The organism is Streptomyces sp. NPDC088923 (genome assembly GCF_044749745.1).
Classification (GTDB): Bacteria; Actinomycetota; Actinomycetes; order Streptomycetales; family Streptomycetaceae; genus Streptomyces.
Map to the genome: position 1 here is coordinate 115,759 of NZ_JBIVIO010000010.1, position 22,122 is coordinate 137,880.

A 22,122-nucleotide genomic window follows, 5' to 3' on the forward strand; every position below is an offset into this window, starting at 1 on the left:
CACCCCCGAACCGCGTTCAGTTCCCGCCGCCCGGCACCTCCGGCACCTCGACGTCCGTCCGGAACCCGCTCCAGTACGTCGTGACCCGCACCAGCCCCGCCGTGCCGCGCCCCGACTCGACCCGCTTCACGAGCCGTTGCCGCCCGTCCAGCCATACGTCCACGCTCTGCGCCGCGACCCCGGCCTCCCGCACCCGCGCCGACTCGTCGGCCCGTACGCGTCCCGCCCAGTGCGTCGTGACGACGCCCCGCACCCGTGCCCGTCCGGCCCGGTGCGCGTCCGCGGCCTGGAGGAGCAGCCGCAGCGAGTCGGCCGGCACGAGGCCGTCCGCGGCCTTCTGCCGTACCCACCGCTTCCCGCCCACCGGTCGCGCGAGCCGTACCCACGCCTCGCCGTCCTTGAGCACGAGGTCGCCGCCCACCCCCACCCGCAGCCGCCCGTACGGTTTCCCCGACCAGTCGAGCGCGCCCCGGCTCCTGGTCCGCTCCCCGTCGATCTCGGTGACGGACTCCGTACGGGCCGAGCCGGCCGCCTCGGTCGCGCGCACCGCCGCGCGCAGCACCCGCGCGGCCTCGCCGCTCGCCCCCGTACCCGTGCCGCCGCCGGAATCCCCGCACCCCGCGAGCGGCACACACACCGCGAGCACCGCCGCCGCACCCCGTCCCCACCCGCGCACGTACGCCCCCTCGCCTCGACCGCCCCACCCAAGCACGCGCGCCCGCCCGGGAACAGAGCGCGCGAAGGCCCCGCACCCAGGGCGGGTGCGGGGCCTTCGGGAAGACGCGCGTCCGTGACGCGGTCACCGGCTGGAGCCAGGGGCTCAGACGGCGGCCGGGTCCTCCTCGGTGAGGAGGTTGCGGGTGCGGTTGGGGTCGACCGGGACGCCGGGGCCCATCGTGGTGCTCACGACGGCCTTCTTGATGTAGCGGCCCTTCGCGGCGGACGGCTTGAGACGAAGGATCTCGTCGAGCGCGGCGCCGTAGTTCTCGACGAGCTGCTCGTCCGTGAAGGACGACTTGCCGACGATGAAGTGGAGGTTCGAGTGCTTGTCGACGCGGAACTCGATCTTGCCGCCCTTGATCTCCTTGACGGCCTTGGCCGCGTCGGGGGTCACGGTGCCGGTCTTCGGGTTCGGCATGAGGCTGCGCGGACCGAGCACGCGGCCGAGGCGGCCGACCTTGCCCATGAGGTCTGGCGTCGCGACGACGGCGTCGAAGTCCAGACGCCCCTTCGCGACCTCGTCGATGAGCTCGTCGGCGCCGACGATGTCGGCGCCCGCGGCACGCGCGGCCTCGGCACGGTCACCGGTCGCGAAGACCAGGACCCGGGCGGTCTTGCCGGTGCCGTGCGGGAGGTTCACGGTGCCACGGACCATCTGGTCGGCCTTGCGCGGGTCGACACCCAGGCGGAAGGCGATCTCGACGGTCGAGTCGAACTTGGTGGTGGCGGTGTCCTTGGCCAGCCGGATCGCCTCCAGGGGCGCGTACAGGCGCTCCCGGTCGATCTTGGCGTCGGCAGCCCGGAGGGACTTGCTGCGCTTCACTACTGCTCCTGGTGTTCTGTTGCGGAGTTGTGGTCCGGACGGCGCTCGTCCTGCCACAAGAGGTCTACGGGGCCCGGCGGGCCCTGCCGCGGGCTCAGCCCTCGACGGTGACGCCCATCGAACGCGCGGTACCGGCGATGATCTTCGCGGCGGCGTCGATGTCGTTGGCGTTGAGGTCTTCCATCTTGGTCTGGGCGATCTCGCGGACCTGGGCGTCCGTGATCTTGGCGACCTTGGTCTTGTGCGGCTCGCCCGAGCCCTTCTCGACACCGGCGGCGCGGAGGATCATCTTCGCGGCGGGCGGGGTCTTCGTGATGAAGGTGAAGGAGCGGTCCTCGTAGACCGTGATCTCGACCGGGATGACCCAGCCGCGCTGCGACTCGGTCGCGGCGTTGTAGGCCTTGCAGAACTCCATGATGTTGACGCCGTGCTGACCCAGCGCGGGGCCGACAGGCGGGGCCGGGTTGGCGGCACCGGCCTGGATCTGGAGCTTGATCAGCCCCGTGACCTTCTTCTTCTTGGGAGGCATTGCTCTCTCCGGGTCCTGGTGAGAAGTGTTCCGCCTTCATCCGCCGGAACCGGTTTCACTCGGTTCATCCGGATGGAGGCATACCGCACAACGGTAACGGGTATCGTCGCGCGCTCAAAAACCGGCAGGTCACAGGGGGTGCCGGGTATCCCCGTACCCCCTGTGACCTGCCGGAAGACTGGCGATCCTGAAGACTGGCGGCCCTGAAGCCGGGCTCAGTTCTTCTGGATCTGGTCGAAGCTCAGCTCGACCGGGGTCTCGCGACCGAAGATCTCCACGAGGCCCTTGACCTTCTTGGAGTCGGCGTTGATCTCGTTGATCGTCGCCTGGAGGGTCGCGAAGGGGCCGTCGGTGACGGTGACCGAGTCGCCGACCTCGAAGTCGAGGACCTGGACCTCGACCTTGCGCTGCGGCGCGGGCTTGCCCTCGGCCTCGGCGGCCTCGCGGGCCGCCTTCTCCTCCGCCTCGGGGGCGAGCATCTTGACGATCTCGTCGAGGGTCAGCGGGTACGGGTCGTAGGCGTTGCCGACGAAGCCGGTGACGCCGGGGGTGTTGCGGACGACGCCCCAGGACTCGTTGGTGAGGTCCATGCGGACGAGGACGTAGCCGGGGAGCTTGTTCTGCCGGATCGTCTTGCGGTCGCCGTTCTTGATCTGGACGACCTCTTCCTGCGGCACCTCGGCCTGGAAGATGAACTCCTCGACGTTGAGCGAGACGGCGCGCTGCTCCAGGTTCGTCTTCACGCGGTTCTCGTAACCGGCGTACGTGTGGATGACGTACCACTCGCCGGGCAGCGTGCGCAGTTCCTCGCGCAGGGCCGCGACGGGGTCGACGGCCTCCTCCTCGGCGGCCTCTTCGTCCGCGGCGTTCTCGGCCGCGTCCTCGGCGTCCTGCTCGGCTTCCTCGGCGGCGAGCTCGTCCGCGTCGGCCGCGGCCTCGGTGGCCTCCTCGGCCTCGGCGGTCTCCTCGGCCGCAGCGGCTTCCTCGCCGACCTCGGCGGCCTCGGTCTCGGCCTGGGCTTCCGCAGCCGCGGCCTGCTCCGGCTCCACGGCGCCCTCGGCCCCGGCGCCGAGAACGTCCTCGGCGGAGGCCGGGCCCTCGTGCGCGGGCTGGTCGCCGTTCAGGTTCGGGTCAGACACGTCGCTGCTTCTTCCTGATACATAGGGGTGGAACACGCGAAAGGGGCGCCGAGTACGGCGCCCTTCGCATTGTGCATGCCGGCTCAGCCAAAAACGTACTTGGCGGCCTGCGAGAATCCGTAGTCGATCACGGTGACCAGGCCAATCATGATCACCACGAAGACGATGACGACGGTCGTGTACGTCGAGAGCTGGCTGCGGGTGGGCCAGACGACCTTGCGCAGCTCCGCGATGACCTGCCGGTAGAAGAGCGCGAGCCGGCCCAGGGGGCCCTTCTTGCCGCGCTTGCCGCCCTTCTTCTTGGGGCGGGGTGCCTCGTCCTGGGCATCAGGCGTATCGATGGAGCCCACGGCGTCCGTCACGTGTCCTCACCTGAATTCCCGGTCGGGTGCCGTACCGCACCCAGAGGAGCCGCACGGCGGTGCAATTGCTGTACGTACACATGCGCACACATACCCGAAGGTGTGTGAAGCAGGGCCGGAGGGACTTGAACCCCCAACCGCTGGTTTTGGAGACCAGTGCTCTACCAATTGAGCTACGACCCTTTGCCCGCCCCAACGTACCGCATCCGTCCGCCGACACTAAGTGCCTGCGCGGAACCGGTCCGCCGTGGGCCAACGAGGAGAGAGCATACGTGTTCAGCGCTCCCAGGTCGAACGCGTAGTTCCGCGCGCCCGGCCCGTACCGCCCGCCGCCGCTCCGCGCGGCACCCGCGAGGGACGCCGCACCCCGCCGGCGTCTCACGCCCGTACCGGCCCCCGTCTCGATCCGCAAACCCCGGTGCCCGGGATGTTCCCGGTCTGAAACGATGGGGACATGAGCGCTGCAACCCCTCCCACCGAGCGCCGGGTATCCGCGCGCATCGCCGCCATCTCCGAGTCCGCGACCCTCGCCGTGGACGCCAAGGCCAAGGCCCTCAAGGCCGCCGGGCGTCCGGTGATCGGCTTCGGCGCGGGTGAACCCGACTTCCCCACGCCCGAGTACATCGTCGACGCCGCCGTCGAGGCGTGCCGCGAGCCGCGCAACCACCGCTACACGCCGGCCGGCGGACTGCCCGAGCTGAAGGCCGCGATCGCCGCGAAGACGCTGCGCGACTCCGGCTACGAGATCGACGCCTCGCAGGTGCTCGTGACCAACGGCGGCAAGCAGGCCATCTACGAGGCGTTCGCCGCGATCCTCGACCCGGGCGACGAGGTCATCGTCCCGGCCCCGTACTGGACCACGTACCCCGAGTCGATCCGGCTCGCGGGCGGCGTGCCGGTCGAGGTCGTCGCCGACGAGACGACGGGCTACCGCGTCACGCTGGAGCAGCTGGAGGCCGTCCGCACCGAGCGCACCAAGGTGCTGCTCTTCGTCTCTCCCTCGAACCCGACGGGCGCCGTCTACCCGGAGGCCGAGGCCGAGGCGATCGGGCGCTGGGCCGTCGAGCACGGCCTGTGGGTGCTCACGGACGAGATCTACGAGCACCTCGTGTACGGGGACGCGACGTTCACCTCGCTGCCGGCGATCGTGCCCGAGCTGCGCGACCGCTGCGTCGTGGTGAACGGCGTGGCCAAGACGTACGCGATGACCGGCTGGCGCGTGGGCTGGGTCATCGGCCCGAAGGACGTCATCAAGGCCGCGACGAACCTCCAGTCGCACGCGACCTCGAACGTCGGCAACGTCTCGCAGGCCGCCGCGCTCGCCGCCGTCTCCGGCAGCCTCGACGCCGTCGCCGAGATGCGCACGGCCTTCGACCGCCGCCGCCGCACCATCGTGCGGATGCTCAACGAGATCGAGGGCGTCCTCTGCCCCGAGCCCGAGGGCGCCTTCTACGCCTACCCCTCGGTCAAGGAGCTGCTCGGCAAGGAGATCCGGGGCCAGCGCCCGCGGACCACCGTCGAGCTGGCCGCGCTGATCCTCGACGAGGTCGAGGTCGCGGTCGTCCCCGGCGAGGCCTTCGGCACCCCCGGTTACCTGCGGCTCTCGTACGCGCTCGGGGACGAGGACCTCATCGAGGGCGTCGGCCGGCTCCAGAAGCTCCTCGCGGAGGCGAAGGACTGACCGGGAGCGGTCGTACGGACCCGAGCGGGCCCCCACCCTTCACCGGGCGGGGGCCCGCCGCCGTATCCGCCCGCGACCCGCCGTATCCGCCCCGCCACGTGCCCGTACGTGCGTTCGGGCAAGTGCTCGAAGGGGTAACCGGGTACCAGGTCGCCGCCCGCGTGCGGCAGTATCGATGAATGGAGCGCATGCACGTGAACCCCCGCGCCGGGGTGGTCAGGGACGGGACCAGAGACCTCGCGGAACTGCCGAAGGCGCATCTGCACCTGCATTTCACCGGGTCGATGCGTTCCTCGACGCTGCTCGAACTGGCCGACAAGTACGGGGTGCGGCTCCCCGAGGCACTCACCTCCGCCCTCACCTCCGGCGAGCCCCCGCGCCTGCGCGCCACCGACGAGCGCGGCTGGTTCCGCTTCCAGCGCCTGTACGACGCCGCCCGTGCCTGCCTGCGCGCGCCCGAGGACATCCAGCGCCTGGTCCGCGAGGCGGCCGAGGAGGACGTGCGCGACGGCTCGGGGTGGCTGGAGATCCAGGTCGACCCGACCTCGTACGCGCCCGCGCTCGGCGGCCTGATCCCGGCCCTGGAGATCATCCTCGACGCGGTCGCCGCCGCCTCGCGCGACACCGGGCTCGGGATGCGCGTCCTCGTCGCCGCGAACCGCATGAAGCACCCCCTCGACGCCCGCACCCTCGCCCGCCTCGCGGTGCGCTTCGCCGATCAGGGCGTGGTCGGTTTCGGGCTCTCGAACGACGAACGCCGAGGGATGGCGCGCGACTTCGACCGCGCCTTCGCGATCGCGCGCGAGGGCGGGCTGCTCGCGGCCCCGCACGGCGGCGAGCTGGCGGGCCCCTCCTCCGTACGGGACTGCCTCGACGACCTGCACGCGGCGCGCGTCGGGCACGGGGTGCGCGCGGCCGAGGACCCCGTTCTGCTGCGCCGCCTCGCGGATTCGGGCGTGACGTGCGAGGTGTGCCCGGCGTCCAACGTGGCGCTCGGCGTCTACCCCAAGCAGGCGGACGTACCGCTGCGCACCCTCTTCGACGCCGGGGTCCCGATGGCGCTCGGCGCCGACGACCCGCTCCTGTTCGGCGCGCGCCTCACGGCCCAGTACGAGATCGCCCGCCACGACCACGGCTTCACCGACGCCGAACTGGCGGAGCTGGCCCGGCAGTCGGTACGGGGCTCGGCGGCACCGGTGGACGTGCGCGAGAAGCTGCTGGCGCGGGTGGACGACTGGCTGGCGGTCTAGGAGTTCCCTCGGCGCGGTCAGAAGCTCCTCAGAACTGCCGGCTCCCGCGCGTGATGAGCGTGAGGTTCATCCCGGCCTCCGTGGTGACCGTGTCGTCCGTACCGTTCGCGATGAGTTCGTCGTCGAGGTAGAAGGACGGCGTGCCCTGGATGCGGTCCTTCTCGACGGCGGCCTCGGACTCGGCGACGAAGTCGGCGTACCGCATCGTACGGACCGCCTTGTCGAACGCGGGGCCGCGCAGGCCCTCGACCTTCGAGGCGAGCGCGAGGAGCCGCGCGGTCGTGTAGCCGTCGACGCTCTCCTCGGGCTGGTGGGCGTAGAGGACGTCGTGGTATTCGGCGAAGTGCCCTTCCTCCAGCGCGGCACGCAGCGCGTTGACCGCGCGCTTCGAGCCGCCGCCGCCGAGGCCGTCGTCGAGGAAGGAGGCGAGCGTGTAGTCGGTGCTCACGTAGCCGAGCTCGGTGCTCTCGCGCAGCACCCGGGCTCCGTCCGAGTCCTCGAACTCCTTGCAGACGGGGCAGCGCGGGTCCTCGTAGACGTGCATCGTGCCCATGGCCAGTTTCCGCCCGACGTGGATCGTGGTGCCGTCCGCGTCGAGCTTCTCGGGTACGGGCCCCGCGGCGGCCCGCCGCAGCTCGGGATCGTCCTCCCCGGTCCGGGGAGCGTTTCCGCAGGCGGCGGCAGCACTCATCACAAGAAACGCACAGAGAACGGACAGCACAGCACGCCACGGACGCAGCCGCATCAGGTTCCCCCCAAGGAACGCGTAGGAGCCCGGCCCCCCGGCCGCGCCCGGCGAGCTTAGAGGATCACCCCTCCGCGTCCCGCCCGAGCCCCCCGAGCAGCGTCGCGACGATCGCCTCCGCGAACTCCTCGTCGCTCTCGGGGGCCCGCCCGGTCTCGGTGGCCTCGTGCGCGAAGGCGCGCTGCGCGCAGGCGCCGAGGAGCAGCGCGGCGGCGGCGCGCGGGTCGGTCCCCGCGGCGACACGGCCCGCGTCCCGCTCCTCGCGCAGGTACTCCTCCAGGTGCCGCAGCGGTACGTGCGGTCCCGCGCCGAGTTCGCGCAGGGCCTCGAAGTGGCGTGCGCGCAGTGCAGGTTCGGCGTAGAGCGAGGCTGCGATCGGGAAGGTCTCGGCGTAGAAGGCGACCGCGCGGCGGCAGTACGCGGTGAGTACCGCGGCGAGGGTCTCGGGGCCCCCGGCGGGGGGCGGGTCGAGGCGCGGCAGCCGGGTGCGCAGGACCTCGACGAAGAGGTTCTCCTTGCTGCCGAAGTACTTGTAGAGCACGGCCTCGGAGCAGCGCGCGGTGCGTGCGATCTCCTTCGTCGTGGCTCCGACGAGCCCGGCCTCCCGCATCAGCCGGAGCGCCGCGTCGAGCACCCGGGTCCTGGCGGGTGCCATCGTGGCCTCGCCGAAGGGCCGGTGGTACAGGTCCTCAGTCATGCGTTCCCCTCCCTCACACTGGGCCCAAGTCCTTGACGCGCGGCCCGCGTTCTCCCCATTGTGGGGGTGAGTGAGCACTCACCCACCTGATCGAGGGGGAAGATCGTGAAAGTGACGGTATTCGGCGCGACCGGTGGAGTCGGCGGCGAGGCGGTGCGTCAGGCGCTCGCCGCGGGCCACGAGGTGACGGCGGTCGTCCGCGACCCGGCGCGGCTCGACGCGCGGGGCACGGGACTGGAGGTCGTACGGTCCGCGCTCGAATCGCCGGACGAGCTGGTCGCCGCGGTCGCCGGGCGCGACGCGGTGCTCTCGGGGCTCGGCGTGGCGAACAAGGCGCAGGCGCGTACGGGGCTCGCGGAGCGGCTGACGCGGACGGTCCTCGCGGCGCTGGCGGCGGCGGGGACGCGGCGGCTGGTGGTGGTGAGCGCGGCACCGCTGGCGCCGCCCGCCCCGGGCACGGGCCTCATGGACCGCGTGGTGCTGGGCGCGATCGGCACGCTGTTGAAGCCGGTCTACGAGGATCTGCGCGCGATGGAGAAGCTGCTGCGCGAGAGCGACACCGAGTGGACCTCGGTCCGCCCGCCGCGCCTGACGAACGGCCCGCTCACGGGCACGTACCGCACCGCCGTCGACGCCAACCCCGCGAAGGGCCGCACCCTCAGCCGCGCGGACGTCGCCCACGCGATGCTCCAGGCGGCCGACGACCCCTCCCTCGCGGGCCACGCGCTGGGCGTGGCGTACTGACCGGCCCGGGGGCGGGGGCCGGGGCGGTCAGGCCCGCGCCCCCAGCTTCCGCCCCACCTCGTTCCGCGCCCCCGCCATCTCCGCCGCCACCCGCCGCTCGCGCTCCGCGTCGAGCCGTACGAGCGGCTGCCGCGACGGGCCGGCGAGCAGGGCCTCGCGACGCAGGTGGGTCGGGGGGTGGGTGCTGTCCACGCGATGGCCGTGGCGCACGGCCAGGCGGCGCCGCCGCTCGTACTCCGTCTCCGGCACCGAGGCGGCGGAGGCCGCGAGCCGGTCCCACAGGGAACGCTCGGTGGCCGGTTCGGGGCGCTGCTCGCGCGCGGCCCGCGAGCCGACGACGACGCGGGCCGCCTTGGCATCCTCGAGGCTGAGCGCGGCGAAGGCCGCGTCCGCGACGAGAATCCGGTCGAGGAGTTCGGTCGCCGCCCTGGTGGAGGCGACGCGCGCGGCCGAGCGGTCGGCGAGGTACTCGGCCCGCAGCGAGGACCGCAGGCACAACCGCGTGAGCCCGGTGCGCGCGGCGCGCACGAGCCACCACGGCGGGCGAAGGACCAGGGTGTTGAGCCACGCGCGTGCGGAGTGCCCCTCGGGGGCCAGGTAGTAGTCCCAGGTCTCCAGGGAGCGCGAGGCGGTCGCCAGGACCCTTCCGTGCCGGGTGTCGCCGTGGGCGTGGTGGGCGAGTTCGTGACCGAGGAGGGCGAGGCGCTGCTCCGGGCCGAGGATCTCCCACAGCGGGAGCCCGAGCGTCAGCAGCATCCGGCCGCGTGCCCCGTACCGCATGGCGCTGGCGTTCACCTCGGCGTCGATCGCGATGAGGTCCACACCGCGTGTCCCGACCGCCGCGGCGATCTCGTCGACGAGCCCGTACAGCTCGGGGGCCTCGGTGCGCCGCAGCACCACCGCGTCCTCGGGCACGCGCGCGAACCGGGGCCGCAGCCCCCACGCCAGGGCGAGGAGCAGCAGCCCGACGAAGGGCAGCGCGCTGGGCCACCCGGCGGTGAGGCACCAGACGGCGAGGCCGAGAACGACGAGCGTGAGCGCGTGCACGGCGAGGCCCAGCGCGAGGGCGAGGCGGGCGCTGGGCTCGCGGCGGGGAGCGGCCTGCTCCGTACCGAGGAGTTCGGCGAGCAGCTCCCCGCCGAACTCCTGTGCCCTTGCCCGCCGGACCGCCTCCCGGCGGTCCTCCTCCTCGGGCTCACCCGGGTCGATGTTCCACTCGCACGCGGGGCACCAGCCGACGAACCGCGCGTCCGCCGTGACCTGCCCCCCGCACTCCGGGCACGCTCTCCCGCTCGCCGCGTCTGGCACGCTCGTCCCCTCCCTCTCGGCCCCCAGGGCCTCCCGAAGAAGAGAAGTGGATCACGCCGCGCGGGCGCCGTCGAGCGGTTACCCCCGCACGTCCTTACAGCCCCACGCCCACCATCACCGGCTCGTTGACCAGCTCGACGCCGAAGGCCTCGCGTACGCCCGCCACGACCTCACGCGCGAGGGCGAGGAGGTCCTCCGTGCTCGCCGCGCCCCGGTTCGTCAGGGCGAGCGTGTGCTTCGTCGAGATGCGGGCGGCGCCGCTGCCGTAGCCCTTCGTGAAGCCGGCCTTGTCGATGAGCCAGGCGGCCGAGGTCTTCGTGAGCCCTTCGCCCGCCGGGTAGGCGGGGGGCTGGACGTCCTCGCCGAGGCGGGCGTGGGCCTTGGCGAGGAAGGTGGTGAACTCGGCCTCGGTGAGCAGCGGGTTGGTGAAGAAGGAGCCCGCCGACCACGTGTCGTGGTCCTCCGGGTCGAGCACCATGCCCTTGCCCGCACGCAGCTTCAGGACCGTGTCGCGCGCGGTCGCGAGCGGTACGCGCTCGCCCACCCCGACACCGAGCGCCCGCGCCGTCTCCGCGTACCGCACGGGCGCGGAGAGCCCGTCGGCGTCCTCCAGCGCGAACCGCACCCGCAGTACGATCCACCGCTCGGGCTCCGCCTTGAAGCGGCTCCAGCGGTAGGCGAAGCCGCACTCGGCGGCGGGGACGGTGACCGTCTCGCCGCTCGCGCGGTCGTAGGCGAGGACTTCGGTGACGGTCTGCGCGACCTCCTGGCCGTAGGCGCCGACGTTCTGGATCGGCGTCGCCCCGGCCGAGCCGGGGATGCCCGCGAGGCACTCGATCCCGGCGAGCCCGGCGGCGACGGAGGCGGCGACCGTCTCGCTCCAGTTCTCCCCGGCGGCTGCTTCGAGCCGGGTGCCGTCAAGGGTGCGGCCGGTCGTGGCGATGCGCAGCGCCGTTCCGTCGAAGCCCTTGTCACCGATGACGAGGTTGCTGCCGCCGCCGATCACGAGCAGCGGTTCACCGGCCGTGTCGGCGGCGCGGACGGTCTCGACGATCTCGGCGTCGGTGTGTGCCGTGACGAGGCGGCGCGCGGTGCCGCCGAGCCGGAGGGTGGTGAGGGGGGCGAGGGGAGCGTCGTGGAGTTCCTGCACGGCTTCAGGGTACGGGGCGGGGTGCGATCGCACGTGCGCTCGCACCCCGCCCCCTCCTTCGTACGGGCTACGCGGCGACCGGCACCGCTTCGGCGGGCAGCGGCTCACCGGCCTTCGGCGGCACCGCCCGTCCCCGCGGGATGAGCAGCGCGACCACCCCGCCCAGGAGCACCCCGCCCGTGCCCGCCCACAGGGCCGGGGCGAGCCCGTCCACGAAGCTCCCGACGCTCCCGTACCCGCCCCGCGCGGTGAACACGGCGCTGAGGACGGCGATGCCGAGCGCCCCGCCGACCTCGCGGACCGCGTTGTTGACGCCCGAGGCGATGCCCGCCTCGGCGGGGCGCACGCTGTCCATGACGAGGGCCGAGGCGGGCGCGAAGTAGAGCCCCATCCCGACGCCGCCGAGGATCATCCCGGGCAGCATCTGCCCGTACGAGACGCCCGCGTCGAAGAGGAGGGCGAACCAGCCGAGCGCGATCCCCTGGAGGAACAGCCCGGCCGCGACGACCCGCCGTCCCCCGAAGCGGTCGCTCAGCAGCCCGGCGATCGGCGCGGCGACCATCGGCATCGCGGTCCACGGCAGCATCCGCAGGCCCGCCTCGGTCGGCGACCAGCCCCGTACGAGCTGGAGGGCCTGACTGAGCAGGAAGATCGAGCCGAACATGCCGAGGAACATCAGCAGGCTGACGCCGTTGACCGCGCTGAAGGCCCGCCCCCGGAAGAGCCGCATCGGCACCATGGGACGCCGCGAGCGCAGTTCCCAGACGACGAACCCGGCGAGCAGCGCGGTCCCCGCGAGGAGCCCGCCGAGCACGGGCGCGCTGCTCCAGCCGTCCCCGTTGCCGTTGACGAGCGCGTACACGATCCCGAAGAGACCGCCACTGACCAGGAGCGTCCCGGGCAGGTCCAGGCGCGCGCCGGGCGCGGTCGACTCGCCGAGGCGCAGCGGCGCGAGGATCAGGAGCAGCACGCCGAGCGGCACGTTGACCCAGAAGATCCAGTGCCACGAGATGTGCTCGGTGAGGGTGCCGCCGATGAGCGGTCCCGTCGCGACCGCGAGGCCGTTGACAGCGCCCGTGATGCCGTACGCCATCCCGCGCCGCCCGGCCGGGACGGCCGCCGCGATGAGCGTGAGGATGAGCGGCATCATGACCGCCGCGCCGACGCCCTGCACCGCGCGCGCGGCGATGAGCTGGCCTATCGACTGCGCGAAGCCGGCGAGCCCCGAGGCGAGCGTGAAGAGCGCGACGCCCGCGGTGAACATCCGTCGCCGCCCGAAGCGGTCCCCGAGCGCGGCCCCGAAGAGCATGAGCACCGCGAAGGTCAGCGTGTAGGCGCTGACCGTCCACTCCAGGTCGCCCGCGCCGCCGCCGAGATCGGCGCGGATCGAGGGCAGCGCGTTGGTGACGACGAGGTTGTCGAGCGCGGCCATGAAGCCCGCGATCCCGGTGATGAGCAGCACCCAGAAAACGGGCCGTGCGCTCGGTGTGCGTGTCATGTCCTGTGTCCCCCTGACTTGGATTTTAGTTATCGATCACTAACTTCGCGGGCCATGCGAAAGCGCGAGGCAACCGCGCGAGGCGCACGAAAACCCGCTGCGCCCCCGGCGGCCCCTACTCCTGGAACTCCTTCGCCACGGGCACGTCCTCGTCCTGAAACCCGCACCAGACGTGGTGGCCGGGCGGGAAACCGAGCGAGACGAGGTTGTTGACCAGCATGCCCATCGCCAGGAACTCCGTGGCCTCTTCGGCGTTCCCGCCGAGGCGCAGCAGCAGGAAGTCCCACAACTCGACCCAGTTCCGCCGCAGTTCACCGGCGAACTCCTCGTCGCCCGCGCTGCGGGCGGCGGCGGCCTGCCCGTAGATCCGCAGGAACATCAACGGGAACTCGGGGCGCCGCTCGATGAGCCGCTTGTACGCCAAGCCCATGGCGCCCTCGACCCCCTCCTCCCCCGCGCCGTCGGCCGCCTCCTCGAAGACACGCACCGTCTCACGCAGCGAGTACGCGGCCGCGGCGAGGAAGAGTTCCCGCTTGTTCTTGAAGAGCCGGAACAGATACGGCTGCGAGACCCCGACGCGCTGAGCGATCGACTCGGTCGACGTCCCCTCGTACCCGCGCTCGGCGAACTCGACGACGGCGGCACGAATGGCGCTCACGCGCCGCTCCCCAGCACTCATCCTGACCACGAGAAGAAAGTTAGTACTCAATCACTAACCTGGCAAGCGCGAAGGCGGGGCAGGGCTCAGGAGAGCCCCGCCCACCCCCCTGGACTCACGCGAGCCGGACAACCGCCCGGCTCATGCCGAGCACCTTCTGCCCGCCGCTGGTGGCCACCAGGTCCACCCGCACCAGCCCGTCGTCCAGCTTCGCCGCGACCTTCCCGCTCACCTCGATGACGGCCCCCTCGTCGTCATCGGGCACCACGACCGGCTTCGTGAACCGCACCCCGTACTCGACGACGGCGCCCGGGTCGCCCGCCCAGTCCGTCACGACCCGGGCCGCCTCGGCCATCGTGAACATGCCGTGCGCGATGACGTCCGGCAGCCCCACGGACTTCGCGAAGCGCTCGTTCCAGTGAATGGGATTGAAGTCCCCCGAGGCACCCGCGTACGCGACGAGGGTGGCGCGGTTCACGGGGAAACTCGCCGGGGGAAGCTCGGTGCCGACCTCGACGTCCGCGTAGGCGACGGTGGCGCTCATCACTTCTCCCCTTCCCCGGCCGCGCGGGCCACGAGCTTCGTGACGGCCGTCACGACGAGTTCACCCTTGGCGTCGCGCACCTCGCCCCGGACGTCGATGATGTCGTTGCCGGCGAGCGACTTGATCGTGTCGATCGTCGATGTGACGCTCAGCACGTCCCCGGCCCGGACCGGGCGCACGTAGACGAACTTCTGGTCCCCGTGCACGACGCGGCTGTAGTCGAGCCCGAGCGCCGGGTCCTGGACGACCTGCGCGGCGGCACTGTACGTGACCGTGAAGACGAAGGTCGGCGGCGCGATCACGTCCTCGTGCCCGAGCTTGCGGGCGGCCTCGGGGTCGGTGTACGCGGGGTTCTCGTCGCCGATCGCGCGCGCGAACTCGCGGATCTTCTCCCGCCCCACCTCGTAGGAATCGACGGGCGGATAACTCCGCCCCACGAAGGACTGGTCGAGCGCCATGCGCCGTCCCACCTCCCGGTCTCGGCTGTACGTGCATACGTGTACGCGGCGGTACGTGGCGTATCGCGGCGCCCCAGCGTCTCACGAGCGGGACGGGGCGCCCGAGGAGAGCCCGCACCCGTGACCGCGGCCGGCCCCCGCTCGGAAGCGGCCCCCACAAACGCCGAAAGGCCGCCCCCCGAAGGGAACGGCCTCGCGAACGAGCCTGGGACGAGAGGTCCGTGACCGGAAGGTCAGCGGGTCTCGCGGTGCGCCGTGTGCTTGTTGCAGCGCGGGCAGTGCTTCTTGAGTTCAAGACGATCCGGGTCGTTGCGCCGGTTCTTCTTGGTGATGTAGTTCCGCTCCTTGCACTCCACGCAGGCCAGCGTGATCTTCGGGCGGACGTCGGTGGCAGCCACGTGAGTGCTCCTTGACGAACGGATAGAAAACGATTAACGCAGGAAAGAGTAGCCGACCGAAGGACCGACCCCACAATCGGCTACTGTCAGTAGCGGTGACCGGACTTGAACCGGTGACACAGCGATTATGAGCCGCTTGCTCTACCGACTGAGCTACACCGCCTCGATGCGAGTGCGACCCCCGCCCCGTCAAGGACGAGGGACACTTTCACACCAGAGCCCCAAAACGGAATCGAACCGTTGACCTTCTCCTTACCATGGAGACGCTCTGCCGACTGAGCTATTGGGGCGAGCGAGGAAGACATTACACGCTCGCGGGCCGTTCCCCCAAATCCTTATCGCGGCAGGTCGCGGTGGTGCGCGCCCGCGCTCCCCCACCCCGCGCGCCGCCCCCCGTACGCCTGTGACCTGCGCGAGCACCCGTGCGCCCCGCGCCGGACGGACGCGCGGCAACGGGACATTCCGCCGGTACGACTATTGCGCTCCTGCTCGTCGTCGCGAGGAGGGAGCCCTAGGCTCGTGCCCACTCTGGGTGATCACGGGGTGATCACATTCCGCGAGTACCCGACCCACGGGAGCGAGTACCCGACCACGGGAGCACGATGCCCGACAGCCCTCCGCCCTCATCCCGCCTCCCCGGCGGCAGCGGCGGCCCCGGCGCCGGCCTGCTGCTCAGCGGTGCACGGCTGAGCGACGGGCGCACCGTGGACGTCCGCCTCGCCCGCGGCCGTATCGAGGCCGTGGGCACCGTCGGCAGCCTGGCCGCGGGCGGAGCGCACACCGTCGACCTCGGCGGCTGGCTCCTGCTCCCCGCCCCCGCCGAACCGCACGCGCACGCCGACACCGCGCTCACCGCCCTCACGCCGGGCCCGCCCGACGACAGCCCCCGCGCGGTGCGCGCCCGCGCCACCGAGGCGGCCCTCCTCCAGCTCGGCCACGGCGCCACGGCCCAGCGCGCCCACGTCCGGGTCGGCGACGTCCAGGGCCTCACCGCGCTCGAAGCGGTCCTCCAGGCCCGTACGTCCCTGCACGGCCTCACCGAGCTGTCCGCCGTCGCCGTGCCCCGGCTGCTCACCGGGGTCGCGGGCGCGGAAGGGCGGGCGCAGCTGCGCGACGCGGTGAAGATGGGCGCGGCCGTCGTGGGCGGCTGCCCCGACCTCGACCCCGACCCGACGGGCTACACCGAGACGCTGCTCGCCGTCGCCGCCGAGCACGGCTGCCCCGTCGACCTGCACACCGCCGCCGAGGACCCCGTGCGCCTCGCGCGGCTCGCCGCGATGGCGGGCGGCCTGCGTCCCGGGGTGACGCTCGGGCCCTGCGGCGGCCTCGCGCGGCTGCCCGACACGGTCGCGGGGCGCGCGGCCGAGTCGCTCGCGGCGGCCGGCATCGCCGTCGTCGCCCTCCCGCAGGGCGACTGCCGCGGCACCGAGCGACGCGGGGCGACGAGCGCTCCCGTACGGCTCCTGCGCGCGGCCGGGGTCGCGGTCGCGGCCGGCAGCGGGGCGCTGCGCGACCAGGCGAACCCGGTGGGCCGCGGCGACCCGCTGGAGGCCGCCTACCTCCTGGCCTCGCAGCACGGACTGCGCCCGGACGAGGCGTACGCGGCGGTCTCCGCGACGGCCCGCGCGCTGCTCGGCCTGCCGGAGGTACGGGTCGAGGCGGGCTTCCCCGCCGAGCTGCTCGCGGTGCGCGGCGACCAGCTCGCGGGCGCCCTCTCGCTCGCGTACGGGCGGCTCGTCGTGCACGGGGGGCGGGTGGTGGCGCGGACGAGCGCGGTACGGGAGTACTGCGACTCCGCCGCGGGCCTCGACCTGCCCCGCCAGAGCAGGGCCCCGCGCCGTACGCCCTGACCCTCCTGAGCGGCGCCCGGCCCCGTACGGGCGTACCGTCGGACCCATGCGCATGGTGATCGCAGGAGGACACGGTCAGATCGCGTTGCGGCTGGAGCGACTGCTCGCCGGGCGCGGTGACGAGGCGGTCGGCCTGATCCGGAACCCGGAACAGGCGGGCGACCTGGAACTCGCGGGCGCCCAGGCGGTGGTGTGCGACCTGGAGGCGGCGACGGTCGACGAGGTGGCGCACGCGCTCGAAGGCGCGGACGTGGTGGTGTTCGCGGCCGGGGCGGGCCCCGACAGCGGGCGGGACCGCAAGGACACGATGGACCGCGACGGGGCCGTGCTCCTCGCGGACGCGGCCGAACGCGCGGGCGTGCGGCGCTTCCTGATGGTCTCCGCGATGGGCGCGGACGCGGCGCACGAGGGGGACGAGGTCTTCGACGTGTACCTGCGCGCGAAGGGCGCGGCGGACGACGCGATCCGCGCGCACACGGGCCTGGACTGGACGATCCTGCGCCCGGGCCGCCTCACGGACGCCCCCGGCACGGGCGAGGTCGCCCTCTCCACGAGCACGGGGTACGGGGAGGTCCCGCGCGACGACGTGGCAGCCGTCCTCCACGCCCTGGCCGACTCCCCCGCCTCAGCGGGCCTGACCCTGGAACTCATCACGGGCCCTACCCCGGTCGACACGGCGGTCCGCCTGGCCAAGACCCCCTGACGGGCCCTCACCAGAGCGACATCTGCCCCGGGAAGTCGGGCACGACGAACCCGTCGAGGGCGTCCTGCCCGGCCGAGGCCCCGACATACCGCCGCGACCCCCGGCACGACTCCAGCCCCCCGAGGGCCCGCGTCCCCGGCGCATCATGCCGGGCCACCCGCCCACCCACGACAGCGATCTCACGACGACACTCGGGACACGCACGACGCTCAGCCATGGGGTCAAGTGTGGGGGGCGGGACCGGCAGGGGGGCCGCGTGAACGGTGAGGGTGTCGCGAGCAAGGGGCCTCACCCGCTCGTAGCCCGCCTGTACTCGCGTTGGTATAGATCTCCTGTGCATCTCTACAAGGGAACCGTGCGCGACGCGGTGGACCGCATGTCTGATCCGGCCTTCTTTCCTCACATCGAGGGATATTTCCAGGAGATGTTCGGGTTCTCCGCGGAAGAGAAAGAAGTGCGCAGCTGGCGGCAGAGCTGGCCCGCCCTGCTCACGACCCTGCAAGCGGCGGGCCTGGACGATCTCCACCTGGTGCTGGAATACGGCCTCATCACGACCCAGCACCGGGTGGACGCCATGCTCGTGGGCCGGAGGGGCAAGCAGACGCGTGTGGTGGTCATCGAGCTGAAGCAGTGGACACAGGCCCGGCTCAGCGATTCCCGCCGCGGGTTGGTCCGCGTCGGGGAGCGGGTGACGCTGCATCCCGCACACCAGGTGAAGACCTATACGCACTACATCACCCATTGGGTGAGCAGGAGGGAGTTCCCCCTGTCGGTCGCCGGTGTCGCGGTGCTCCACAACGCACCCGCCCCGTTGATCGCCCGTCTCCGGGCGAAGGCGAAGGAGGCGGGCGTGGATGGCGTTCCCCTCCTGGGGCGGGACGACCTGCTCTCCTCCCAGTCCGCCGGAGAGCTAGCTCAACGGCTGGGCTGTGCGGGCATGGAGGCCCTCGCACCCCCGGAATTCGACCGCTTCCTCGCTCTTGAACACCGCCCTTCCCCGGAACTGCTGAAGTCCGCCTCCACCATCATCGAGGGCAATTCCTCGCTCACCCTGACGCCGGAACAGGAGGAGGTACGGCAGGAGATTCTTGACACCGTCAGCATCCATCGCCGGGACGGCACGAAGGGCATCGTGGTGGTGACCGGCGGCGCGGGGAGCGGCAAGACCGTCGTCGCCCTCAAGCTCTTCGGCGAACTGGCACGACTGCCGGGCTGTGATCCCCGGCTGCTGTCCCCGTCAGGGACCGTCACCAGGCAGATGTTGAGAGCGGTCGGAAACCGCTTCAAGGGCCTGATCAGTACCTTCTCGACCAAGATCCCATTTGGAGTCCCCGAGTCGGGCGTGGTGGTGCTCGACGAGGCGCATCGCTCGCGTACCAACCCCGCCCCTCATACACGTTTCCCGATCGTGCTGGGACGCCTTCTCGACCGAGCGCGCACAACGGTGCTTTTCCTCGACGAGAAGCAAATCGTGCGTCCGGACGAAGGCGTCACTCTCCGCGAGCTGCACGCGCACGCACAAGCCGCCGGTTATTCCTTCTCCTGCTCCCGTCTCCCGACGCAACTGCGTTGCGGTGGCTCGACGGCTTACGACCGATGGGTCGAGGAGTTCCTGAGCCCAGAGGGCAAGGCTCCTCGCTGGTCGGGGAAGGACTATGACCTCGCGGTCGCGGCGGACCCGGAACAGTTCACCGACTGGGTGGCCACCCACACACGGGCGGGCGCCACTGCGCGCATCACCGCCGGATACTGCTGGGAGTGGAAATCTCCCCCTTCCCCACCGCTGGTCCCCGAGGTCGAGATCACTTGGAGGGGAGCGGACGGGTCCTCACGCCACTGGGCGTTCCCCTGGAATTGCCAGGCCGACGAGTCCGACTTCGACGAGGTTCCCGCCCGCACCTTCTGGTCGACCGACCGCGGCGGTCACAACCAGGTCGGCTGCGTCTACACCGCGCAGGGCATGGAATACCCGTACAGCGTCGTAATTCTGGGCGGTGACCTGCTTCGCCGCGGTGACCGCTGGGTCGGCAACCCCCGGGCCAGCCACGACAGGCACCTCAACCATCTCTCACCGGACGACTACCTCCAGTACGCCCTCAACACCTACCGCGTACTCGCCACGAGAGGGACCAAGGCAACGCGCTTCTACTCCACGGACGCCCTCACCCAGGAGTACCTTCAGGCCCTTCTCCCACCGCATACCAGCTGAACGAAGCACGGCGGCGTGTACCCCGTGGACGGTCCCCGGCCGCGCCCCGTCCGCAGGGGGGCGAAGCAGTCTGACACGAGGCCGCCATGACACCCCATCCGACCATGTCACACAACGACGAAGAGGCCCGGCAGCCAACCTCTCGGTTGACCACCGGGCCTCTCGCTCCGTGTGGCGGCGCCAGGATTCGAACCTGGGAAGGCTGAGCCGGCAGATTTACAGCGGGCTCCATCGGGTAGCTGTGACCTGCGGATCTCCCTGGGACTGCCGCTGCTGGGGGACACCTGGGGAAGAGGGAGTCGTTCCGACCTGTGTCCGGTAGGTGTAGGAGATCACGGTGAGGTCATCCTCTTCGATGCTCCAGGGGGAGGTGCAGTGGAGCGTCCCTCCCGAGGCGACCGGCTTCGCACCGGTACGGTCCAGGATGATGGAGTGGACCACGACGAGGGCGTTATCGGGGTAGTACTGGCGCTGCTTCTCGACCTCGGCACGGGTCAGGATTACGTCCATTCCTGCTGAGGCGGTCCCCTTGACCTCGGCCCTCACCTTCCGCCCGGCCCGTGTCAGCAAGAGGTCGTACGACTCACGGGCACCGACATCCTTGACGGTCCATCCCTGCGCCTGGAAGAACTCCGTTGCCATGTCTACGCTGTGGCGCTCGATCGCGTCTCGCTCCTCCGCGCTGAGCCGGTAGCCCTGCCCCGGTTTGAGCTGGCGAGACCCCTTGCGCGTCCGGCGGCCAGCGGCCTTCGCAGCGCTCTGTTCCGCCTCCAAGACTTCGGGGGCGGGGTCGCCGGGGATGTGTGCCGCCAGTCGCTCGGCTTCGTAGAGCCTCCGCAAGAGGCCGAGCATGTAGCGCAGATCCGCAAGGAGCACTTCTTGCCTCGGCAGCGTCTCCCGCGAGTACTCAAAGGCGACGACGGTCCCGGGCCCGTAGCCCCGCCCGAGAGTCGTGGTGGCTTCCAGCCGAAGGTCGCGCTTTAGATCGGAGCGCCTTGCCGCCTGCTCGGCGATGACGGGACGCGCCCAGCTAGCCCGCGCCCGGAGATCCTCCAGCTTGCGCTGCTTGAAGTCGCCGCCGGTCCATACCGTGGTCCCCTGCATGAGCGACAGGTAGACGCGCTCTCCCGTAGCGCCGAACAAGTAGACGACGTACCAACCGCTCGTGGCACTTGGCGACTGGTCCGACCCGTATACGCGAACCCAGGGGATCTCGGTCTTCAGCCCCGTCCCGTCCCTGCCCTCCACGCCGAGTTCATTCACTGCTACGCCGAGCGCATCAGCCAGCTCTGCCTTGTGCCCACGCAGGAAAGCTGGGAGCTCCTGACGGACGAAGACCCCCCGCTTCCTCATCTCGTCCGTGTTGACGGCAGTCCACGCGCCCTGCAGATCCAGCACCTTGCTCAAGAGTTCATTCACAAGGCGAATCTTAAGTAGCTGCACTGACAACGAGTCGGAGCGGCGTTCCGAAACGCTCTAAGCACGACACCGGGTTTGCTCCGAGCTGCGCAAACTCACGTAACGCCCAGAGGCCGTGTCGGCCTTGGCCGGCCGGGATCACGTAGCAAGGAGGCACGGAGCCTATAACCGTTCTACAGTGAGGTTCCGAGCCGCCAACGAGGGCAGTGCTTGTGGACCGCGACCTGACTTGGCAACACGAGCCAGAGGAGCTCTCGATCTTAGATGAGTGACGATAACAGCATGGCAAACGACAGCGAGGCAATGGAATGGCACTTGGGGCATATTGTTCGAAACGCAAAAAACAAAATCATCGAGTGGAACATCGGTGACGCCATAGACACGAAGAAAGTGGAGAAACACAGAGAGTGCGCCACTCTCCTGCGTGAGACTTTCCCCGACTCCCCTTACGCACACCTACGCGAAAAAGTGACACTCTTCAAAGAAACCGTCGCCAACCTATGGAACCCAAAAGCAGACAGCGCAGAGATAAAGCAGATAGTTGATTCCCTGCCCCTAATGCTGGATGGCACACTATCCGCACTCCGCGCCTACGACGATCGAACCTCTCACGCCCTTTCCAGGCGGTTCGGAAAAAACTCGCACGAGGTCCTGAACTTCAAGGAATCACTTTCCTCTGAATACGATAATGAATTCGCATATCGATTCATGTACAAGCTAAGGAATTACAGTCAGCACTGCGGAGTACCTGAACTTTCCGGAGGCGTTCGAGGCTACCTCTCCGAGGGCGGAGAAATCCACAAAGACGTCTCGATCACATTTGACAGCCTGAAACTGGTTGACCGTTACGATGGATGGGGAAAGAAGGTGCGCCAAGAACTGCTAGAAATTGATGGAGAATTCGACGCAATCGAGACCGTGAATCGCATGATGCTGTCGTGCAGTAGAACTTACGGAAAGTTGCTAATTGCGCGTAACCACGAACTCGCAGACGCCGCCGAGTACATTCTTTCGCTGGACGCGAGCCCAGAAGGCACCGAGTACGTACCAGCCCTTTTTGGCCTCAGGCCCACAGAGTGGCTGAACGAAGATGCTGAATCCGAAAAAAACTGGTCTCTTGCTTTCGTTCGGGTTGATCTAGCGCTACTCCTAGACATCGCCCTCAAGGACGCCTCAACGGTTTTGAACTATCCGCGCATTAGCGGACAGCCACCAGTCCTGCCGAACGACGGGTAGT

General features: G+C 70.6%; 23 protein-coding genes and 3 tRNA genes. 7 read left to right on the forward strand and 19 right to left on the reverse strand.

Annotated elements, in window-relative coordinates:
• Positions 1-16: 16 nt before the first annotated feature.
• The 6 genes from ACIP4O_RS28040 to ACIP4O_RS28065 form a co-directional block, all read right to left on the reverse strand.
• Complete coding sequence (locus ACIP4O_RS28040) at positions 17-676, reverse strand: hypothetical protein (protein WP_401578665.1); 660 nt, start codon at positions 674-676, stop codon at positions 17-19.
• Between the two features lie 144 nt (positions 677-820).
• Positions 821-1,543 (reverse strand): 50S ribosomal protein L1, encoded by a 723-nt coding sequence (gene rplA / locus ACIP4O_RS28045; protein WP_007823167.1) that lies wholly within the window; start codon positions 1,541-1,543, stop codon positions 821-823.
• 94 nt (positions 1,544-1,637) lie between these two features.
• Complete coding sequence (gene rplK, locus ACIP4O_RS28050; RefSeq protein WP_007823169.1) at positions 1,638-2,072, reverse strand: 50S ribosomal protein L11; 435 nt, start codon at positions 2,070-2,072, stop codon at positions 1,638-1,640.
• Between the two features lie 215 nt (positions 2,073-2,287).
• The gene (nusG, locus tag ACIP4O_RS28055; RefSeq protein WP_401578666.1) at positions 2,288-3,211 is read right to left on the reverse strand and encodes a transcription termination/antitermination protein NusG; all 924 of its coding nucleotides are present in this window, start codon (positions 3,209-3,211) and stop codon (positions 2,288-2,290) included.
• Positions 3,212-3,294: 83 nt separating this feature from the next.
• Positions 3,295-3,573, reverse strand: a complete 279-nt coding sequence (gene secE / locus ACIP4O_RS28060; RefSeq protein WP_030996522.1) for a preprotein translocase subunit SecE — start codon at positions 3,571-3,573, stop codon at positions 3,295-3,297.
• 110 nt (positions 3,574-3,683) lie between these two features.
• Positions 3,684-3,756: transfer RNA gene (locus ACIP4O_RS28065), tRNA-Trp, on the reverse strand.
• A gap of 271 nt (positions 3,757-4,027) precedes the next feature.
• Here ACIP4O_RS28065 and ACIP4O_RS28070 point away from each other — a divergent pair.
• Together ACIP4O_RS28070 and ACIP4O_RS28075 are read left to right on the forward strand one after the other, a co-directional pair.
• The gene (locus ACIP4O_RS28070; RefSeq protein WP_401578669.1) at positions 4,028-5,254 is read left to right on the forward strand and encodes a pyridoxal phosphate-dependent aminotransferase; all 1,227 of its coding nucleotides are present in this window, start codon (positions 4,028-4,030) and stop codon (positions 5,252-5,254) included.
• Positions 5,255-5,433: 179 nt separating this feature from the next.
• The gene (locus ACIP4O_RS28075) at positions 5,434-6,504 is read left to right on the forward strand and encodes an adenosine deaminase (protein ID WP_401578670.1); all 1,071 of its coding nucleotides are present in this window, start codon (positions 5,434-5,436) and stop codon (positions 6,502-6,504) included.
• 28 nt (positions 6,505-6,532) lie between these two features.
• Here the strand turns inward: ACIP4O_RS28075 and ACIP4O_RS28080 are convergent, their stop codons facing one another.
• Together ACIP4O_RS28080 and ACIP4O_RS28085 are read right to left on the reverse strand one after the other, a co-directional pair.
• Positions 6,533-7,195, reverse strand: coding sequence for a DsbA family protein (locus tag ACIP4O_RS28080; RefSeq protein WP_401578672.1), 663 nt, complete (start codon positions 7,193-7,195; stop codon positions 6,533-6,535).
• A 118-nt stretch (positions 7,196-7,313) separates the two neighbouring features.
• Complete coding sequence (locus tag ACIP4O_RS28085) at positions 7,314-7,946, reverse strand: TetR/AcrR family transcriptional regulator (protein WP_401578674.1); 633 nt, start codon at positions 7,944-7,946, stop codon at positions 7,314-7,316.
• A gap of 105 nt (positions 7,947-8,051) precedes the next feature.
• On the opposite strand from ACIP4O_RS28085, the gene ACIP4O_RS28090 reads away from it, so the two are divergent.
• A complete protein-coding gene (locus ACIP4O_RS28090; RefSeq protein ID WP_401578676.1) occupies positions 8,052-8,690 on the forward strand; it encodes an NAD(P)-dependent oxidoreductase in 639 nt (212 codons plus the stop codon).
• A gap of 27 nt (positions 8,691-8,717) precedes the next feature.
• Here ACIP4O_RS28090 and ACIP4O_RS28095 read toward each other — a convergent pair whose 3' ends face one another.
• From ACIP4O_RS28095 to ACIP4O_RS28135, 9 genes are all read right to left on the reverse strand, one after another.
• A complete protein-coding gene (locus ACIP4O_RS28095; RefSeq protein ID WP_401578678.1) occupies positions 8,718-9,998 on the reverse strand; it encodes a M48 family metallopeptidase in 1,281 nt (426 codons plus the stop codon).
• 94 nt (positions 9,999-10,092) lie between these two features.
• A complete protein-coding gene (locus ACIP4O_RS28100) occupies positions 10,093-11,148 on the reverse strand; it encodes a UDP-N-acetylmuramate dehydrogenase (protein WP_401578680.1) in 1,056 nt (351 codons plus the stop codon).
• A gap of 67 nt (positions 11,149-11,215) precedes the next feature.
• Positions 11,216-12,646, reverse strand: coding sequence for an MFS transporter (locus ACIP4O_RS28105; RefSeq protein ID WP_401578682.1), 1,431 nt, complete (start codon positions 12,644-12,646; stop codon positions 11,216-11,218).
• Positions 12,647-12,761: 115 nt separating this feature from the next.
• Positions 12,762-13,304: a TetR/AcrR family transcriptional regulator gene (locus ACIP4O_RS28110; RefSeq protein ID WP_401578684.1), complete on the reverse strand. Its 543-nt coding sequence runs from the start codon at positions 13,302-13,304 to the stop codon at positions 12,762-12,764.
• Positions 13,305-13,419: 115 nt separating this feature from the next.
• Entirely contained in the window at positions 13,420-13,848 is a 429-nt protein-coding gene (locus tag ACIP4O_RS28115; RefSeq protein WP_361328928.1) for a MaoC family dehydratase, read from the reverse strand.
• Complete coding sequence (locus ACIP4O_RS28120; protein ID WP_401578686.1) at positions 13,848-14,306, reverse strand: MaoC family dehydratase N-terminal domain-containing protein; 459 nt, start codon at positions 14,304-14,306, stop codon at positions 13,848-13,850. Before ACIP4O_RS28120 ends, ACIP4O_RS28115 begins: the two co-directional genes overlap by 1 nt.
• A gap of 233 nt (positions 14,307-14,539) precedes the next feature.
• Entirely contained in the window at positions 14,540-14,704 is a 165-nt protein-coding gene (gene rpmG, locus ACIP4O_RS28125) for a 50S ribosomal protein L33 (RefSeq protein WP_007823188.1), read from the reverse strand.
• A gap of 90 nt (positions 14,705-14,794) precedes the next feature.
• A tRNA-Met gene (locus tag ACIP4O_RS28130) sits at positions 14,795-14,867 on the reverse strand.
• A gap of 54 nt (positions 14,868-14,921) precedes the next feature.
• Positions 14,922-14,994 (reverse strand) — tRNA-Thr (locus ACIP4O_RS28135).
• A 312-nt stretch (positions 14,995-15,306) separates the two neighbouring features.
• On the opposite strand from ACIP4O_RS28135, the gene ACIP4O_RS28140 reads away from it, so the two are divergent.
• The gene (locus tag ACIP4O_RS28140) at positions 15,307-16,554 is read left to right on the forward strand and encodes an amidohydrolase family protein (RefSeq protein WP_361328934.1); all 1,248 of its coding nucleotides are present in this window, start codon (positions 15,307-15,309) and stop codon (positions 16,552-16,554) included.
• A 46-nt stretch (positions 16,555-16,600) separates the two neighbouring features.
• A complete protein-coding gene (locus ACIP4O_RS28145) occupies positions 16,601-17,257 on the forward strand; it encodes an SDR family oxidoreductase (RefSeq protein ID WP_401578689.1) in 657 nt (218 codons plus the stop codon).
• Between the two features lie 7 nt (positions 17,258-17,264).
• Here ACIP4O_RS28145 and ACIP4O_RS28150 read toward each other — a convergent pair whose 3' ends face one another.
• Positions 17,265-17,474: a hypothetical protein gene (locus ACIP4O_RS28150; protein ID WP_401578690.1), complete on the reverse strand. Its 210-nt coding sequence runs from the start codon at positions 17,472-17,474 to the stop codon at positions 17,265-17,267.
• Positions 17,475-17,591: 117 nt separating this feature from the next.
• On the opposite strand from ACIP4O_RS28150, the gene ACIP4O_RS28155 reads away from it, so the two are divergent.
• A complete protein-coding gene (locus tag ACIP4O_RS28155) occupies positions 17,592-19,466 on the forward strand; it encodes a DNA/RNA helicase domain-containing protein (RefSeq protein WP_401578692.1) in 1,875 nt (624 codons plus the stop codon).
• 216 nt (positions 19,467-19,682) lie between these two features.
• Here the strand turns inward: ACIP4O_RS28155 and ACIP4O_RS28160 are convergent, their stop codons facing one another.
• Positions 19,683-20,885 (reverse strand): MrcB family domain-containing protein, encoded by a 1,203-nt coding sequence (locus ACIP4O_RS28160; protein ID WP_401578694.1) that lies wholly within the window; start codon positions 20,883-20,885, stop codon positions 19,683-19,685.
• Positions 20,886-21,167: 282 nt separating this feature from the next.
• Between ACIP4O_RS28160 and ACIP4O_RS28165 the strand changes: the two genes are divergently transcribed.
• Positions 21,168-22,121 carry a hypothetical protein gene (locus ACIP4O_RS28165; RefSeq protein WP_401578696.1) on the forward strand — a complete coding sequence of 318 codons (954 nt, stop codon included), beginning with the start codon at positions 21,168-21,170 and terminating at the stop codon, positions 22,119-22,121.
• The last annotated feature ends 1 nt before the right edge of the window (position 22,122 follow it).

Excerpts from the sequence above, each read along its gene's own strand:
- rplK (WP_007823169.1), bottom strand. The coding sequence starts at position 2,072 with ATGCCTCCCAAGAAGAAGAAGGTCACGGGGCTGATCAAGCTCCAGATC.
- ACIP4O_RS28070 (WP_401578669.1), top strand. The coding sequence starts at position 4,028 with ATGAGCGCTGCAACCCCTCCCACCGAGCGCCGGGTATCCGCGCGCATC.
- ACIP4O_RS28075 (WP_401578670.1), top strand. The coding sequence starts at position 5,434 with ATGGAGCGCATGCACGTGAACCCCCGCGCCGGGGTGGTCAGGGACGGG.
- ACIP4O_RS28080 (WP_401578672.1), bottom strand. The coding sequence starts at position 7,195 with ATGAGTGCTGCCGCCGCCTGCGGAAACGCTCCCCGGACCGGGGAGGAC.
- ACIP4O_RS28085 (WP_401578674.1), bottom strand. The coding sequence starts at position 7,946 with ATGACTGAGGACCTGTACCACCGGCCCTTCGGCGAGGCCACGATGGCA.
- ACIP4O_RS28105 (WP_401578682.1), bottom strand. The coding sequence starts at position 12,646 with ATGACACGCACACCGAGCGCACGGCCCGTTTTCTGGGTGCTGCTCATC.
- ACIP4O_RS28115 (WP_361328928.1), bottom strand. The coding sequence starts at position 13,848 with ATGAGCGCCACCGTCGCCTACGCGGACGTCGAGGTCGGCACCGAGCTT.
- ACIP4O_RS28120 (WP_401578686.1), bottom strand. The coding sequence starts at position 14,306 with ATGGCGCTCGACCAGTCCTTCGTGGGGCGGAGTTATCCGCCCGTCGAT.
- ACIP4O_RS28140 (WP_361328934.1), top strand. The coding sequence starts at position 15,307 with ATGCCCGACAGCCCTCCGCCCTCATCCCGCCTCCCCGGCGGCAGCGGC.
- ACIP4O_RS28145 (WP_401578689.1), top strand. The coding sequence starts at position 16,601 with ATGCGCATGGTGATCGCAGGAGGACACGGTCAGATCGCGTTGCGGCTG.
- ACIP4O_RS28150 (WP_401578690.1), bottom strand. The coding sequence starts at position 17,474 with ATGGCTGAGCGTCGTGCGTGTCCCGAGTGTCGTCGTGAGATCGCTGTC.
- ACIP4O_RS28165 (WP_401578696.1), top strand. The coding sequence starts at position 21,168 with ATGGCAAACGACAGCGAGGCAATGGAATGGCACTTGGGGCATATTGTT.